Below are 15,155 nucleotides of genomic sequence, written 5' to 3'. Positions count from 1 at the left end.
GGATACACGTCGCCCTCGTCGGAAACGACGTTCCGATTTGGTTCTTCGTTGGAGTGAATGGGATCGACCTACGCTGTCGTGAGGCCGTCTCCGGTTACGTCATCAACTGAATTCACTTGCCATTGCGTGCGGCGTCCAGCTTCGCGCGCGCGTCGTCCCACGTGGGCAATTCGTTGTTCGTGGCGCTGGACCAATGTGTCGTCTCCCAACCGTGCGTGTGCGTACCGGCCAGCGGCATCACCGCGCGATGGTCCTTGCCGATGACCCAAGCCATCATCGATGCCTCGTCCTTCCAAATCGAAAGACTGCGGCCCGATCCGCAACGCTTCGAGGTGCCGAACTTCGCCGCGAGCAATCCCGGATAGGTGAAGGAAATGCCAATCGACTCGATGGTCTTCTGCTGAATCACCGGACGGCCTTCGTCGGTGGGCCACCCGACGGTGGTCGCGATGACGAAGCCCGCGGGCAGCGGCTCTTTGAGCTTCCCCGTGCCGGAGTCGATCTGCGTGCCGCTCCAGGGCAGGTCGTCGACGGTGTCCGACTCGTCGCACTTGGCGAGTTCGGCAATGGTCTTCTTGGGCGGCGTATTGTCGTTGTTGTCCGACGACGAGCAACCGACGGCGATGGCCATCACGGCGCCCGACGCCAATACATAGCCTAGACGTGTCATTTTACACTCCATATTCATCCAATCAATTCGTGAATACCAAGCAGCCGAGATTGACTGCAAAAATCAACCTCGGCCATGTGACAAATACGTAACAAATGCTATTTACTATCGGAAACCGAGACGAAATAGAGCTCGTCGAAACGACGGTTCAAACGAGGAGAATCGAAGTTCCGACGCAATCCGTAGCTGTTCACGTTCATCCAGCTGGCGTTGCGATGCGAGCGCGAAAGCTCGACGACCCAGCGCTCGCGATCGTCGGGCATGCGCAGCGAAAAGTACGTGTACGAACCTGCATCCAACACGTTCTCGACACGGCCAGAGAAGGTCTCGCGACGAAACTCGAAATCCGAATTGGCCAGGGGCGAGCCGGAGGAGTCGACCTTCGAGCCGTGCCGGCAACCAAAGTAGGCCGTGGCGGATATGGCGAGGAGGATAGAGGCTATCAGGGCGCCCCAACGCTTCCGGCCTTTCGAAGTCGAAGATCGTGAGTCGTTGCGTCGGGGCAAAACGTCGTTCTTAGTCAATTTATCTCACTGTAGCGTTGCACGCGCTCGGGTCAAGGATGTGGCGTCAACAATCCGACGCATTGATTGAGAACGATTCCAACTTAATAATCCCGCAATATGAATCACCAATTCGCGACCAGGACACAGTCACGTCCAGGATCGAGGCACACCCCCAAATGGCAATTTGCACGTTATGGGAATAAACCAGGTACGCTAACCGGAACTGGGTAAGCGGCGGCTTGCAAGTCCATGATAAATCTTGCCGGCGCACTTCCCAGTCGCCCACCTGGAGTACAACGATCCGGCTGCGGGCAGCGAATCTCTTTCCCCGTACACGTTCCCGTTCCCGTTCCCGTACACGTAGAAGCCCGAGAAGAAGATCGGGAAGGGGAACGGGAACGTGTACGGGCTAACCGAACGGCATTGCCTATCGATGCCGCCAGGGGGCATTGCCGCCCCGACTCCGAACACCGGCATAGGCGTGATAGGCATATTCCGCCAACGTCACCTGCTGGATCTGGGTGCTGCCCTCGATGATTTCCATGATCTTGGCATCACCGAGGTAGCGTTGCAGTGGATAGTCGGCACTGCAGCCGTTCGCGCCATGAATTTGCAATGCATCGGAAGCTGCACGAACTGCCGCCGTCGACGCGAAATACTTCGCCACCGACGCGGCTTCGAGGGCACCCGGGTTCTTCGCGTCGCGGAGCCTGCCGGCTTCGAGGCACAGCAGCTTGGCCGCGCGAAAATCCGTAAAAATGTTGCTAATCATGCGCCGGATCAACTGGTGTTCTTTGATGAGCGATCCGAACGTCTCGCGCTGGTTGGCATACGCGATCGAGGCTTCGAGACAGGCCTCGAGGATACCCACGCATCCCCAGGCGACGGTGTAGCGGCCGAGGTCGAGCGCGGTCGAGGCTACTTGCGATACGCCCAGACCGCGCCGGCCGAGCAGGTTTTTCTCGGGAACGCGGCATCCGTCGAATCGAACGCTCGCGGTCATCGAGGCGCGGATGCCGATGAGATCCGTAATCAGCTCCGTGCTCAGACCGGGTGTTTCTCGCTCGACCAAGAAGGCCGTGGGCCCCTCCTCCGTGCGCCCGACGACGAGAAAGAGGGTCGCGGTCTCTCCATAGGTAATCCACGATTTGTGCCCGTCGATGCGCCAATCGGATCCATCGGAAGAAATGCGTGTAGCCACACTCTTGGCATCACTTCCTGCATTGGGTTCCGAAAGGGCCAGCGCGCCAATGCACTCACCGGTGGCGAGCTTGGGGAGCCACGTTTCTTTTTGAGCCCGGCTTCCCCAGCGCGAAATCGCGTGGGCCACCATCGTGTGCACGGTGAGGAGGCTCCGAATGGACGAACAGGCTCGTCCAATGGTGCCAGCCAAGATGCCAAGTGTGATGGCATCGCGACCGCCTCCGCCGAATTCTTTCGAGATGGAAAGACCTAGAAGGCCGCGTTCGGCAAGGGTGCGAACCAGCTCGGGGGGCGTGCGCTGCGTTCGATGAAACTCGTCGGCGAACGGTGCGATGTGCCGTTCGACGAATTCCTGGAACTCCGACTGGGCGGCGAGATGTTCTGCGGCCAGGTGTTCCAATGCAAGTCGTTCCGGAGCAAGTCCCGTGTTCATTTCGTCAAGCATCCCCGATTTGGGCTTTCCGCAGTGTGCGGAGCAATTTTCGATGCCAGTGCAAACTTTCCCACGAAATCATACTTAGCATCGATGATGTTCTCTTCAAATCGAATTTGAAATGCATTCGATTGATTGGCGATTACGCCGCGTGGGCTTCGACTCCTGCTTCCGCTTCTTCTCCGGCCTGCCGGTCTTCTTTCATATACGTTCAATACGATGATCTTGGCTGCTGCACCGGCCACGTGGAGGCGTCGCGATGTCGCAATGTCACCCATCTGGACGAGCAGAGTCCGGGAGCCGTCGGATCACTTTTCCATCTGCGCTCGATGGAAGCACCATCCCAGTTCGGACGAGGCCATCGCAAATTTCGAAGCGGCCCTCGAAAGAGCAGCCCGATACGAGCTCCGGCGTGAGCGTTTCCAGGAGGCGCACGGAAAGGTAGCCGGAAGCGTCAGCGGACTCGATCGCGGCAGCGCGAAATCCAAAGTACCGACGGACCTGCGGGTACAAGCATTTGTAGAGCGTCTCCTTGGCGGAGAAGATCACGGTGAGCGCGGTGGCCGGGCTCCAGTTCATGGCGCGCGCGAGCTCGGCCACCTCGTGCGGCGCAGCGATCTTGGCCATCCAGCTGGCGGCATTTTCTTCCGACATCACCACCTCGACATCGAGGCCGATCCCGCGCGTGTCGCTCGCTCGTGCGACAGCGGCGGACGCGAGCTCGTTCGTGTGCGTGATAGCTCCGACGATTCCCTCGGGCCAGACGGGCTCGCGGTCCGAGCCGACTGCAATGGCTGCATCGCCGAGAACGAGGGAGTTCGACGTCGTCAGGTGTTTCGTCGTCAGGTGTTTCATGAGGCTTTTGAGAGCCCGGCGCGCGCACTCACGACCTGCGCGAAATTCCACCTGACGCCTGATGGGCGCATTTTGAATCGATTCGGGTATCGGGATTTCGGAGAAAGACGACGGAACCTCGCGATCGAACGCGACGCTGTGATGCGCCACGAACGCGGGAAACAATGAAACATTCGAACCGGACACCACCATAACGAACTACGATTGGCACGACGAGGCTCGTCTCGATCTCGTCACGTCTTCCTTGGTAACTATACGCTCAACGGTCCAAATGTACTGGCGGCGCCACATAAAAATGCCGAAAACCCACGAGATTCAGCGACAATTCGGCGTCCAGGACATGTTCGCGTCCAGGCCAACACCACAGGATCGATTTTCATCCATGTTTGCAGTGTTGGCTGCGACGGTACCGCATCATTGGCCCTGTACGGCGTGAGCGGCAGTCGCCCAACTGGATGACACTGGCACACGATTACGCGCGCACGAGCAAAATAGCCCTTCCATCGACGTTGACGGCCTGCACGCCACCTCGAATTTCGGCGAGCGGTTCGTGCCAATGCACATGCCCACAGACCACGATAGGCGCCGGCCCCTCGCGCCAAATGCCAGGATCGAGGGCATTGCGCACATCCGAGTTGCCCCGGCGGCCATCGTGCGGAACATCCGGACCTTCGTGCAGCACCACCAGCTCCGCGCCATTCTCCAGGGCGCGCTGCACGGCTCGAACGAACGAACGAGCGTCCCGCCGGCGCGGCTTCGCGGCCTCCCCCACGATGCCGCCGACACCGCCGATGCACAATCCGTCCAAGGTCACGACGTGGCCGTCGTCGAGCAGGTGCATGCCCGGTTGCATTCCAAATCGGGCCTCCTCGCGCGGCGAGTTCCCGAATCGATCGTGGTTGCCCGCCACCCCCGCGACCCAACGAAACGATTCCGCGAACGCGCGCCACACGGGCCGCACATCGCCGCTTGCACCCCGCTTGTTGGCCGCAGGCTCCGAATAGAGGTCACCGGCGAGCACCACGCCCAAGCCACCGGGTGAGGGCAGCTCGCCGGTTTCGGCGAACATGCGCCAGTCCTCGGCCAAGACCTCGCCCAGAAGCCCCACTGCCCCTTCCTGAGACGCAAGCGGAGCCACGCCTTGCAGATCGGACGTGAGGAGCAGCCCATCCAGGCCTGCCGGCAATCCATCGACGGACGCCCGCAGCACCGGTAGCCTCCGGCTCTCCGTTCCTCCACCCGACGCCGCGGCGAGGTACGTCATTTCGTATACGGGACTCGACTCGATGGAAAGAACGCGCACGGCGTCAGTCTAGCGCATCACGAAGAAGCGCTTCGCGCGTCTCGGGAAGCTCCCAGCTGCGGTCGGGTCGTGTTTTTTCGCATGATGCGCGTTTCTTTGGCGAGGTCCAGATCGACCAGATCATGTCCCTGCCCCGTCCAATGAAACCTAGGCCAGCTTTCGCTATCGGCAATTTTGAATACCCATCGCCGATGCGCCCCGAGATTTTGAGACGATCCCAACCGACGGGCAAATGGATTCAACACGACGGAGCAATTGGAGATGCACCGTGCTTTCTATGGTTCATGAGTACGTAAAGCAGCGCGTTGCGAACCTCTCGTGGTCGCGTGAGTGCGTGAGCATGATACCGCTCCTTCCAGACGGGGCCACGCCGTGTGAGACCACGATTGATCGCACGCGCCAGCCGAATCGCAAGTCCACGCATTCCGCGTGACAAGCTCGATTTGTCGTCCGCTTCGACGATGAGATGGACATGGTCTTGCTAGCCTACTTGCGCGCTCCATCTTGATTGAGGCTAATATCCACCATCGGGTAAATCAAGATAGTTCCCGCAATCGGAGTACCTCGACGCCGGTATTTCCTCCGACCCATATTTCGGTTTACCAGGCCGTCAATCTGGCACGGCCCTTCCTGCGCTTGGCGCTTGCCAAGCACTGGGCCTCGCGTTGCCTGTGGCAATGGCATGGAGTGCGGCGCGGGCCTCGCCCAAGTGATTCAATCCGATACCGCTCTTTCCAGATGCCGTGTGAGACCACGATTGCTCGCACCCACCCGAATCGGAAGTCCGCGCATTCTGCCTAACAGGTTGTGCGCTTCGACAATGAGGTGGACGTGGTCTTGCTGGACCGAGAAGTGCACGACCCGAAACTCGATCTAAAGAACTTTTTCCATTTACCCGTGCCGGACATTCGCCATCGTGTTGCCCGTGGCAATGGCTTCGAGGGCGGTGCGGACGTCGCGTAGGTGGCTCGGGAGCTCCCTTTCATGCGGGTCGTGGACCCAGTGCTCGAAGGCTACCTTGAATACGGCGAGGCCCGTTTCGGCGGTGAGACGCGCGATGAGGTCGGCGGTGCCGCGGCCGCGTAGAGCCTCGGTGAGGGCCGATGCGAGGGAGGCGAGCTTGATCAATTCGCGCTCCCGCAGCTCGGGATGGCCGACGATGAGCGCATGGCGCTGGCGCGCGAAGTCGCGCCGCTCTTCGAACATGGGGCCGGTGGCTTCGAGGGCCGCGGTGACCGCGTCCATCGGCGGCGTCCCGGCCGGAGCGCCGGCGACCCTCTCCACGAGAAAATCTTGCAGCATCGCGGAGCCCCAGAAGAGCACCTCGCGCTTGTCGGCGAAGTAGCGGAAGAAGGTCCGTTCGGTGAGCCCTGCGCGGGCGGCGATCTCCGCGACCGTCGTTTGATCGAAACCGCGCTCGGTGTAGAGCTCCATCGCGGACTGCTGAAGCCGCTCGCGCGCGTTGGGTTCCCATCGGCTCATGAAATCGATCCTACGCGATTGCAGTCACTGACATCAGGTGTTAACTGTGATGTCAGCGACTGACATCGTTCGCCACAAGGAGGTTTTCCATGCGCGTATTCGTCACCGGCGCATCCGGTTTCATCGGCTCCGCGGTCGTTCCCGAGCTCATTTCTGCGGGTCATCACGTGGTCGGGCTCGCTCGGTCCGATGCGTCGGCCCAAGCCCTGCGCGCAGCCGGCGCGGAGGTGCTTCGCGGCGATTTGGAGGACCTCGAGAGCCTGCGCGCGGGCGCGGCCGCGTCGGATGGGGTCATCCATCTCGCATTCATTCACGACTTCTCGCGGTTCGAGGCTTCGGCGCGCACGGAACATCGGGCCATCGAGACGCTCGGCGCCGCGCTCGAGGGCTCGGGCAGGCCGCTCGTCATCGCCTCGGGGGTCCTCGGTCTTGCTCCGGGGCGCGTGCTCACGGAACGCGACGAGCCGGCCCCGGACTCATTTCAGTCGCCACGGCGTGCCGGCGTGCTGGCAACGCTCTCCTTTGCTTCGCGCGGTGTGCGTACGTGCATCGTCCGTCTTGCACCGACGGTTCACGGGCCGGGCGATCATGGGTTTCTCGCGGCGTTGGTCTCAATAGCGCGAAACAAGGCCGTCTCCGGCTACGTCGGAGACGGGACAGCCCGCTGGCCGGCGGTGCACCGGCTCGACGCCGCACGCCTCTTTCGGCTGGCGCTGGAGAAGGCTCCGGCCGGGTCGGCGGTGCATGCGATTGCCGACGCGGGAGTCCCCATTCGCACCATTGCCGACGTCATCGGCCGGCATTTGAAGGTTCCCGTCGGGTCCATTGCCTCCGAGGATGCGGGCGCGCATTTCAGCTGGCTCGCACCGCTCCTCCAATTGGACAGCCCCACATCCAGCGCGCTGACCCGAGAGCTCCTCGATTGGCAACCAACCCACCCCGGGCTGCTCGAGGATCTCGACGCGGGTCATTATTTCTAATCCCCACTTGCGGCCTCACCGCGGGTGTTGCGGCGAATGGCTTGGGGCGGCTGGCCAAAGGCACGAAGGAAGGCACGGCGCATGTGTTCGCGCCCGGTGAAGCCGCTCTCGCGTGCCACCATATCGATGGAGTCCTGCCCGCGCTCCATCATGATGCGCGCGGCCTCCACGCGCAGGTCTTCGATGGCCTTGGCCGGCGGTCGGCCCGTCTCCGCGCGGAAAGCGCGGCTGAATTGGCGCGGACTTAGGTGTGCCACCTTGGCGAGCTGCCGAACGGACAGCGGCGCTCGCAGATTCCGTTTCGCATACGTGAGTACGTTTTGAATGCGATCGGTTTTCGGCTCCAGCTCCAACAAGACGGAATGCTGCGATTGGCCGCCGGCGCGGCGGTGATAGACCACGAGCTTCTTGGCCACGGCACGGGCCACCTCGGGCCCCAGATCCTCCTCCACCATTCCCAGTGCGAGGTCGATACCTGCACTCGCGCCGGCGGACGTCCATATTGGGCCATCGACGATGAAAATGCGATCTTCGTCCATCTTTACTTTGGGAAAGCGAGCCTGCAGATCGCGGGCGCCGAACCAATGCGTCGTCACCCGACGGCCGTCGAGAACGCCCGCCTCCGCGAGAATGAAAGCCCCGGTGCAGATGGATGCGACGCGACGCGCGCTCTTCATGGCTTTGCGCACGAATGAAAGAACCGCGGGGGACGCGGGAACGATGTCCATCGAGCCGCCGACGATGATGGTGTCGAACGACGCGGGTGTCCGAAAGCGGCGCGTCTCGATGGATACGCCCATGGAGCTGCGAACGGGCCCGCCGGTTTCCGAGAGAACGCGAACGTCGTAGAGCGGCGCGTCCGCCGAGACGTTCGCGAATTCGAACACCGAGAGCGCGGCGAAGCTCATGACCTGAAAGTCCGGGGCGACGATGAAGGCTACGCGTTGCATGTTCTTCTCCATGTCCTAAACGGTCATATCTATGACATTTGCGACACGCGAAAGCGACCCCACAATGCCCTTTGAAAGGGAAACGGACTCATGTCTACCAATGCAAAAGGGACGGCTCTCATCACCGGCGCGTCGTCGGGAATCGGCGCCGTTTACGCGGATCGGCTCGCCAGGCGTGGCCACGATTTGCTGCTCGTGGCACGCAATGAAGTGCGGCTGCACGCCGTGGCCGACCGCGTTTCGCGCGAGACCGGCCGCTCGATCGGAGTTCTCGTTGCGGACTTGGCCAATCCTGGCGAAAGCGGGCGCGTCGAGCACGAGCTTCGAACCAACACGGACATCGCGATGCTCGTGAACAATGCCGGCGTGGGTGCCACGGCACCACTTCTCGGTTCCGATATCGGTGCGATGAGCGCCATGATCGATATCAACGTGCACGCGCTCACGCGATTGACGTACGCGGCGGTGCCGAACTTCGTCGAACGCGGTGGGGGCACGATCATCAACGTGTCATCCATCGTAGCCATCTCGCCCGAGATACTCAATGGCGTGTACGGCGGCAGCAAGGCCTTCGTGTTGGCCTTCAGCCAATCGCTCAAACACGAGCTTTCCGACAAGGGCATTCGCGTTCATGTCGTCATCCCCGGCGCGACGGCAACGGACTTTTGGGACATCGCCGGCAGACCGCTTGCGCAACTTTCCGAGCAAATCGTGATGTCCGCCGAAGCGCTGGTCGACGCATCACTGGCAGGACTGGATCAGGGCGAATTCGTCACCATTCCGTCATTGCCCAATAGCGCCGATTGGGACGCCTTCGAGGCCGCGCGTCAGGCGCTGCGCCCGAATTTGTCGCACAGTGAGCCGGCGGCGCGATATGGCGTCGCCCGGAATCGCTAAGCCACCGAGCGAACGGGGAGGCTCGCCAGGGTGAAATCGGCGCTCACTCGGCGAATCTCGTCCGGAAATGCCGCGAGGTTCACATTGGTGGAGAACCCAAAAGGGGCGCCCAGCGGACGGAAGAAATCGTCGAAGTGGCTGGGCACGACCACCTTGGGATCGAGCCGTCCGAGAATGCGCGACCAGTAATCGCGCGTGAACCGGCGGCCGGCAATGCCGGCGAGGAAAATGTCGACACCGCGGCGAGGAATTTCGTCGTCGATGAGGTTGGCGCTGCCTTGATGGTAAAAGCTCGTGCCTGCAACCTCGACGCGGATCCCCCAGGTCTGGCCGCACTTGTAGGCGCCCGGCGAGAGCGCGTCGAGGTGCTCGCAGGTGAGCTCCCCCTCGAAGGGCACGCGATATCCCAAAACGAGCTTCGAGTGCACGCTGGGAATGAAGGTCACCGTGAACGGCCCGAGTTCGTAACTTCGATGCGGCTCGACGCTCACCGCCGATTCGCCAAGGCGGTGAAGCTCCATCAGGCGCACGAGCGACGTGGAGCCGTACGCCTGGGTTCGAAAGCGTTTCGCAATGGCCGGAACATCCAGCGCATGATCGAAATGGCAATGCCCCACGAGCACGCCGGCGACCTTGCCCGATATTCCGCCGAGCATCCGCTCGAGCAATGGCTCATCGGGCAAGGCGGGCTCGCGACGCAGCACCGTGCGCAGCGGCACGCGTGACAAATACGGATCGATGAACAGCGTGTGCTGCTCGTAGCTCAATCGATATCCGGCGGTGCCGAGCCATTCCAACTCGAGCCCCGCGGGCAATGGCAAGGGAACCGCGCTCAACTCGCGCAAGACCGCGCCGTCGGCGTGCTCGCGCTGCGTGCGATGCGCTGCAAAGGAAGCCAGGCTGGAAATATGACGGAGAACGTCGAGCACGGTGCCGGAGGATAGCACCTCCAGCTTTCAAGATTGCCCTTGCTACCGCCGCGGTGTCTTTTTGGAGACCGCCGCGCGACGTTTTTTAGGGCCGGCGCCGTTCAGAAAGAGCTCCACGGCCGTCCGAGCCAACCGGCGAATCTCCCCGGGGGACACCTTCCGCCGTGCGTCGAAGAGGAGCTTCATCTGCACATCGGCCTTCAACATGCCCACGAATTGAGCGGCGGCCAAATCGGGGTCCGAAACGTCGATTTCTCCTGCCGCCTGCCACGCGCGCAGGTACTCGCTCACCAGCTTGTGCGATCGCCGAATGGGGCCTTCCAGCATCATCAGGCCCAATTGCGGAAAGCGGCGCGTATCGTGGACGACCGTGCGATAAAGCTCGATTTGGATGGGGGCGTAGATGCTGCCCAGAAACGCTACACCGAGCTTCTCCAGGGTGTCGCGCACCTCTCCGCGATTCAGGCCCCCGCCTTGACTGCCTTGAATGCCTTGACTGGGCTGCCCTGGCCAGGGAAGGACGGATTCGCAGAGCAGCGCCATCACCGCTTCGAACAACGCATATTTGTCATTGAAATGATTGTACAGCGTCCGCTTGGATACATTCGCCTGCTCGGCAATGGTATCCATGCTGACGCCTTCGAATCCGTATTCGAGAAACAGCCTAGTGGCCGCCTCCACCATGGCTTCTCGCTTCTTCCGACTCGAATTGCGGAGGGGCCGTTCCATCACGCCCCCACCTTCAGCACATCCACCAATCTTGCCGCCTTGGCGGCTTCCTTCTTCTGTTCGAGGATCGTGCTCGCTGATTTTACCGGGGGCCGGCCATCAATTCGAGCGCTCGGGGCGTGGGGCCGCCCGTGCCCCACACGTTCGCATTCGCGGATGTGCGCTCCCACTCCCGGGCGCTCCACGGCGTGTCGGGTGGAATCTGAATGAGTTCGGCGGTGTACTCCACCACGAAGCCCGAAGGATCTTCGAAGTAATCGAACACATTCCCGCCGGGCCCATGCCGGCCCGGGCCCCAAATGGACTTTGCCCCCCGCTTGCCCGCGCGCGCTCCGGCGTGGAGAACGGCTCCTTGATCGTCCACCAAAAACGCTACGTGATTCAACGAAGCCTGCTCGCACTGGCTCAGCCCGATGCAGTGGTGATCTTGATTGCAACGCAAGAAAATGATCGCGTCGCGCTCGTACCAATCGGAGACGGCGAAGCCGAGGATGTCGACATAGAACCGAGCAGTATCGCGGGCGTTCGGAGAATTCAACACGACGTGGCTCATTCGCTCCGGCAGGTACTTGGCGATCCATCCGGGACCGGCTGTTTTCTGCGTCGCGCTTAGCTCCACGAGCTGCCCGTCCGGATCCTTGAAGAGCAGACCATAGTATTCACCCGGCCCCGGGAGCATGACGGGAGGACTCACCACGGTCACGCCCGCGTGCTGCAATTCCGCGTATGCAAGGTCGACGTGCTCCCGCGTGGCAAGCCCCAACCGCAGCCGCCGTAGACGGCGGCGCGGGCCGGAGGTCAAGCCGAAGATCCACGGCTCGTCCCCTCGCCCGCGGAAATACAGCGCGGCCGCCTCCTTCGAACGAAGGGACTCGAGACCCCAGGCGTCCTCGTAAAAAACTTTCGCCGTCGTCAGATCGGGGGCCTCGAGCAAAACGCCTCGCAGGTGTGTCGTCGCAATCATGGTCCGTCGCCTCCTCGACAAATTACACTACTCAGTGTAGTTTACTTTTCGAAAGCGGCGAGGGATGAACGCGGGCAAAACGTTTTTGGGGTTCATCGGCCTGGGAAATGTGGGGGAACCCATGGCGGCCAACCTTTTGGCCCAAGGTTTCGAGGTCCTCGGCTACGACATTCGCGCCAATCCCGCATTCGTGGCTCGCGGTGGCCGCCCCATGACCAAGGCCGCACACGTCTCTGCCGCCAGTGTGATCATCCAGAGCCTACCCACCCTAGCCGCACTGGAAAATACCATCGACGCGTTGTTGCCCGTGCTTCGTCCGGGGCAGGTCATCATCGACATAAGCAGTTATCCTCTTTCCAACAAACGCGCCGAGGCGGAGCGCGTGGCTGCGCGCGGCGCCATCATGCTCGATTGCGAGGTGAGCGGATTGCCCCACCAAGTGGCCGAGCGCAAAGCCGTTATCTTCAAATCGGGGGAAGCCGCGGTGATCGACGAGCTACGGCCCATCTTCGACGCCATGGCCGAGCAACATTTCTACGTGGGCGAGTTCGGCGCCGCCACCAAGATGAAACTCATCGCCAATACCATGGTTTGCGTTCACAACCTCATGACCGCCGAAGCGCTCAACCTCGGTGTGCACGCAGGCCTCGACCCCCAGCGCATGATCGAGGTGCTCGCGCCCAGCGCCGCCGCCTCGGCGACCTTCGTCAACAAGGCGCCGTTGATGGTCTCACGATCCTTTCGGCCCGGCCGGGGTCCGTTCCGTCATATGTTCGGCCATCTGGCGCGGGCACGCGAATTGGCGGACGAATGTGGCGCCACTACACCGCTCTTGCGCGCCACATCGGACGTTTACCGTCGCGCACAATCCACGGGCCGCGACGACGATGACATTGCCGCCATCATCGAGGTTCTGGAGACCGAACTTCGCTGACCATGGAACGCAAACCGCACTACGTCATCGCTGCCGCACGTCCGGGAGGCCGTGGAATGAACGGCCGACGCCATTCCTTACGCGTGCGCGAGCCCCATCCAAGCGTGTCCATCGCTTGCACCCGCACGCGCCATATGCGCTCGACCGAGGCGAAAGCGCCGCGGCGTCGTCTTGGTCCAGCGACGAAAGGTGCGGAAGAAGGATCCCGGTTCGGTAAAGCCGAGCTGAAATGCGATTTCGCTCAAGGGCCGATCCGTATCGGCCACGTACCAGCACGCGAGCTCGCGCCGAACGCCGTCCACTTCTTGGCTGAAGCTGCTCCCAGCCTCCTGCAAGCGGCGCTGAAGGGTGCGCTGGCTCACCCCGAGCTGGCGCGCCACGCTGCTCACGGAAAGCGTGCGCCCCGCGCCCTTGGCGAGCACGTCGCGAACGCACTCACGGAGCTGCCGGATCAACCCGGGCGACGGTGCGGCGGCCGGTCGGAAAAGGAGCGCCAATCGCTCGTTCACCAGGCGCACTTCATGGTCGAGGCCCGATCGCTGCGCTTCGCCGAAGCGTTGCACGCCTTGCATGGCCAATGCGAGCACGAACTCATTGCCAATCATGGCGAAATCGGGTGTGCCGGAAGCCGCAATGCGAGCCTGCAAAGCCGCATATCGCTGACGTTCCTCGTTGGTAAACCAGGCCGTGCGCCAGGCCTCGATGATCTTTCCCTCGTGAAAGCGTTTGACGATGGTCTGGCCGATTTCCACACGCCAGCCCGTCGGGGCAATCCCAAACAGATTTCCCGTGTGCGTCCCGCTAATCGTAAAGCGCACGGCCACGCGATCGCCGTCGTGAATCTCGTCATGAACGTCGCAGCACAGATCCGGAAATGCCTCGCGCAACGACGTGGCAATTCGTTTCAGCCCCGCGGGCCCCATCGACTGCGCATCCCGATGGTTGACGTATCGGGGGTGAACCACTTGGTCGAGAACCTCGATACGTCCTTCACTCCACGCCTCCCCCAAGTACCGAGCGAGCGCTCGACTATGGACTTTTCGCAGCAAACGAAGCCTCCTTACCGCCTCATTTTTACGGCTCGTCGCTGCAAACCTGAATCGTTCCAATCATAAGTTCAAGCGATAATAGCGACCACATCCTATGAATCCAGTAGGGAAATCGTAGGACCCACGTGCGTCACGCGGCATTCAGTCCGGTTTTCGGCGCGCCATGCTTGCGGATGGGAATGACAATTTCACATCGGTACGATCGATTTCAGTCGTCGACGGGCGTGGAGGCGCGAACGGCTTTGGTCGTCGGGCGCGGTAGAAGGTGGCCCACCGAGCGCAAGCCGTCGTCACCGTCGACGACTTCGGAGGCGTTGGTGGCCGTCGCGGCACGGATGAACCAGGCATCCAGCTGCGAAGCGCTGGAGCATGCACGAATGCGCCGGCGGGTCGCGTCGGGGATTACGATTCCGCGCAGCTCGAGCAAGAGAAGCACATCATGCACGCGAGCCTCGGCCCAACCGTGAGCCCAACCATCTTGCCAAATCATTTCGACACCCTCTCCTCGCGCGCTTTCATCGCGCGCGATTTGGATATGAGTGCGCCAACGTGGCCGGCCTTATGGCCTTTTCTTGTCCCGCCCGTCGATATTAATGCTCGCTATGGTCCAACTCGCAACGGATGGTCACTCGACGCATTGTTGATGAATTAATCATTATTCGTGAGCCACACCGTTATGCTAGATCCCTCGACAGGCTTTGCGGGGAGCGATCGTTGCGATGTGGTCGCCATCTGGGACCGTCGCGAGCGTGCTTGCGTGAATGCCTACTATTGAATCGTTTCGAAGCAGGACTAACGGTCGTTAGCAGCCTTTTTTCAGGCAAGCTGACCGCGTTTTAATGCCAACTTAACGGCACCCAAGCCATTCATTACGCAAAATGGTGGAGGGAAGATGCAGTGCACGAATCGACGACCGACGGAATCGCTACCCGTCATAGCGCTTCTCGTCGAAGAGGGATTGGCCCACGCACGCGAACAACTTGGCTTGTTGGCAGGCGCGTCCGCGAAGGGCGATGCGGTGGAAGCCGCCACACTCGACCGTTTTAGTCGGTTTTTTGCGGACGAACTCGGTGTGCAAACGATCTACGAAGGGTACGTCGTCCGTTGGTCACGCGAGCCGGCCAACGCACACGAACAACGCGAGCTAACCCGGCTGCGCCAGGTTCTCGCGCATACGCGCGCCACGTTGGCCGAGGGCGAGTGGATGATCGGAACACTCAAAGAGCACATGGCACGACGAAAGGCCGTGGCGCCTCGATCGTTGTAAGGTC

At 61.6% G+C, this 15,155-nt stretch carries 17 protein-coding genes; 4 read left to right on the top strand and 13 right to left on the bottom strand.

The annotated features are described in order from the left end of the window. Window positions 1-112 precede the first annotated feature (112 nt). From LZC95_05475 to LZC95_05445, 7 genes are all read right to left on the bottom strand, one after another. The gene (locus LZC95_05475) at window positions 113-670 is read right to left on the bottom strand and encodes a DUF3291 domain-containing protein (GenBank protein ID WXA96286.1); all 558 of its coding nucleotides are present in this window, start codon (window positions 668-670) and stop codon (window positions 113-115) included. Between the two features lie 98 nt (window positions 671-768). Further along, on the bottom strand, window positions 769-972 hold the full coding sequence (locus LZC95_05470) for a hypothetical protein (protein WXA96285.1): 204 nt from the start codon (window positions 970-972) through the stop codon (window positions 769-771). Window positions 973-1,603: 631 nt separating this feature from the next. Next, the gene (locus LZC95_05465; protein ID WXA96284.1) at window positions 1,604-2,812 is read right to left on the bottom strand and encodes an acyl-CoA dehydrogenase family protein; all 1,209 of its coding nucleotides are present in this window, start codon (window positions 2,810-2,812) and stop codon (window positions 1,604-1,606) included. A gap of 270 nt (window positions 2,813-3,082) precedes the next feature. Next, the gene (locus LZC95_05460) at window positions 3,083-3,859 is read right to left on the bottom strand and encodes a 4'-phosphopantetheinyl transferase superfamily protein (GenBank protein WXA96283.1); all 777 of its coding nucleotides are present in this window, start codon (window positions 3,857-3,859) and stop codon (window positions 3,083-3,085) included. Between the two features lie 280 nt (window positions 3,860-4,139). Beyond that, window positions 4,140-4,970, bottom strand: a complete 831-nt coding sequence (locus LZC95_05455) for a metallophosphoesterase (protein ID WXA96282.1) — start codon at window positions 4,968-4,970, stop codon at window positions 4,140-4,142. A 238-nt stretch (window positions 4,971-5,208) separates the two neighbouring features. Next, window positions 5,209-5,394 carry a hypothetical protein gene (locus tag LZC95_05450; GenBank protein ID WXA96281.1) on the bottom strand — a complete coding sequence of 62 codons (186 nt, stop codon included), beginning with the start codon at window positions 5,392-5,394 and terminating at the stop codon, window positions 5,209-5,211. A gap of 467 nt (window positions 5,395-5,861) precedes the next feature. Next, window positions 5,862-6,452, bottom strand: a complete 591-nt coding sequence (locus tag LZC95_05445) for a TetR family transcriptional regulator (GenBank protein WXA96280.1) — start codon at window positions 6,450-6,452, stop codon at window positions 5,862-5,864. Between the two features lie 89 nt (window positions 6,453-6,541). Here LZC95_05445 and LZC95_05440 point away from each other — a divergent pair, with 89 nt between their 5' ends. Next, window positions 6,542-7,432, top strand: a complete 891-nt coding sequence (locus LZC95_05440) for an SDR family oxidoreductase (protein ID WXA96279.1) — start codon at window positions 6,542-6,544, stop codon at window positions 7,430-7,432. Here LZC95_05440 and LZC95_05435 read toward each other — a convergent pair. Further along, a complete protein-coding gene (locus tag LZC95_05435; GenBank protein ID WXA96278.1) occupies window positions 7,429-8,382 on the bottom strand; it encodes a GlxA family transcriptional regulator in 954 nt (317 codons plus the stop codon). The genes LZC95_05440 and LZC95_05435 overlap by 4 nt on opposite strands. Window positions 8,383-8,472: 90 nt before the next feature. Here LZC95_05435 and LZC95_05430 point away from each other — a divergent pair, with 90 nt between their 5' ends. Further along, window positions 8,473-9,279: an SDR family oxidoreductase gene (locus LZC95_05430; protein WXA96277.1), complete on the top strand. Its 807-nt coding sequence runs from the start codon at window positions 8,473-8,475 to the stop codon at window positions 9,277-9,279. Here LZC95_05430 and LZC95_05425 read toward each other — a convergent pair. The 3 genes from LZC95_05425 to LZC95_05415 form a co-directional block, all read right to left on the bottom strand. Further along, a complete protein-coding gene (locus tag LZC95_05425) occupies window positions 9,276-10,208 on the bottom strand; it encodes an MBL fold metallo-hydrolase (GenBank protein ID WXA96276.1) in 933 nt (310 codons plus the stop codon). The genes LZC95_05430 and LZC95_05425 overlap by 4 nt on opposite strands. A 42-nt stretch (window positions 10,209-10,250) precedes the next feature. Further along, complete coding sequence (locus tag LZC95_05420; protein ID WXA96275.1) at window positions 10,251-10,937, bottom strand: TetR/AcrR family transcriptional regulator; 687 nt, start codon at window positions 10,935-10,937, stop codon at window positions 10,251-10,253. 82 nt (window positions 10,938-11,019) lie between these two features. Continuing rightward, the gene (locus LZC95_05415) at window positions 11,020-11,901 is read right to left on the bottom strand and encodes a VOC family protein (protein ID WXA96274.1); all 882 of its coding nucleotides are present in this window, start codon (window positions 11,899-11,901) and stop codon (window positions 11,020-11,022) included. 64 nt (window positions 11,902-11,965) lie between these two features. Here LZC95_05415 and LZC95_05410 point away from each other — a divergent pair, with 64 nt between their 5' ends. Next, the gene (locus LZC95_05410) at window positions 11,966-12,835 is read left to right on the top strand and encodes an NAD(P)-dependent oxidoreductase (protein ID WXA96273.1); all 870 of its coding nucleotides are present in this window, start codon (window positions 11,966-11,968) and stop codon (window positions 12,833-12,835) included. Between the two features lie 77 nt (window positions 12,836-12,912). Here LZC95_05410 and LZC95_05405 read toward each other — a convergent pair whose 3' ends face one another. Continuing rightward, entirely contained in the window at window positions 12,913-13,884 is a 972-nt protein-coding gene (locus LZC95_05405) for an ester cyclase (GenBank protein ID WXA96272.1), read from the bottom strand. Between the two features lie 208 nt (window positions 13,885-14,092). Next, window positions 14,093-14,374, bottom strand: coding sequence for a hypothetical protein (locus LZC95_05400; protein WXA96271.1), 282 nt, complete (start codon window positions 14,372-14,374; stop codon window positions 14,093-14,095). 402 nt (window positions 14,375-14,776) lie between these two features. On the opposite strand from LZC95_05400, the gene LZC95_05395 reads away from it, so the two are divergent. Further along, window positions 14,777-15,151 carry a hypothetical protein gene (locus tag LZC95_05395; protein ID WXA96270.1) on the top strand — a complete coding sequence of 125 codons (375 nt, stop codon included), beginning with the start codon at window positions 14,777-14,779 and terminating at the stop codon, window positions 15,149-15,151. Window positions 15,152-15,155: the final 4 nt, after the last annotated feature.

This window comes from Sorangiineae bacterium MSr12523 (assembly GCA_037157775.1).
GTDB lineage: Bacteria > Myxococcota_A > Polyangia > Polyangiales > Polyangiaceae > Pendulispora > Pendulispora brunnea.
This window is presented reverse-complemented; position numbering and strand designations above follow the sequence as displayed.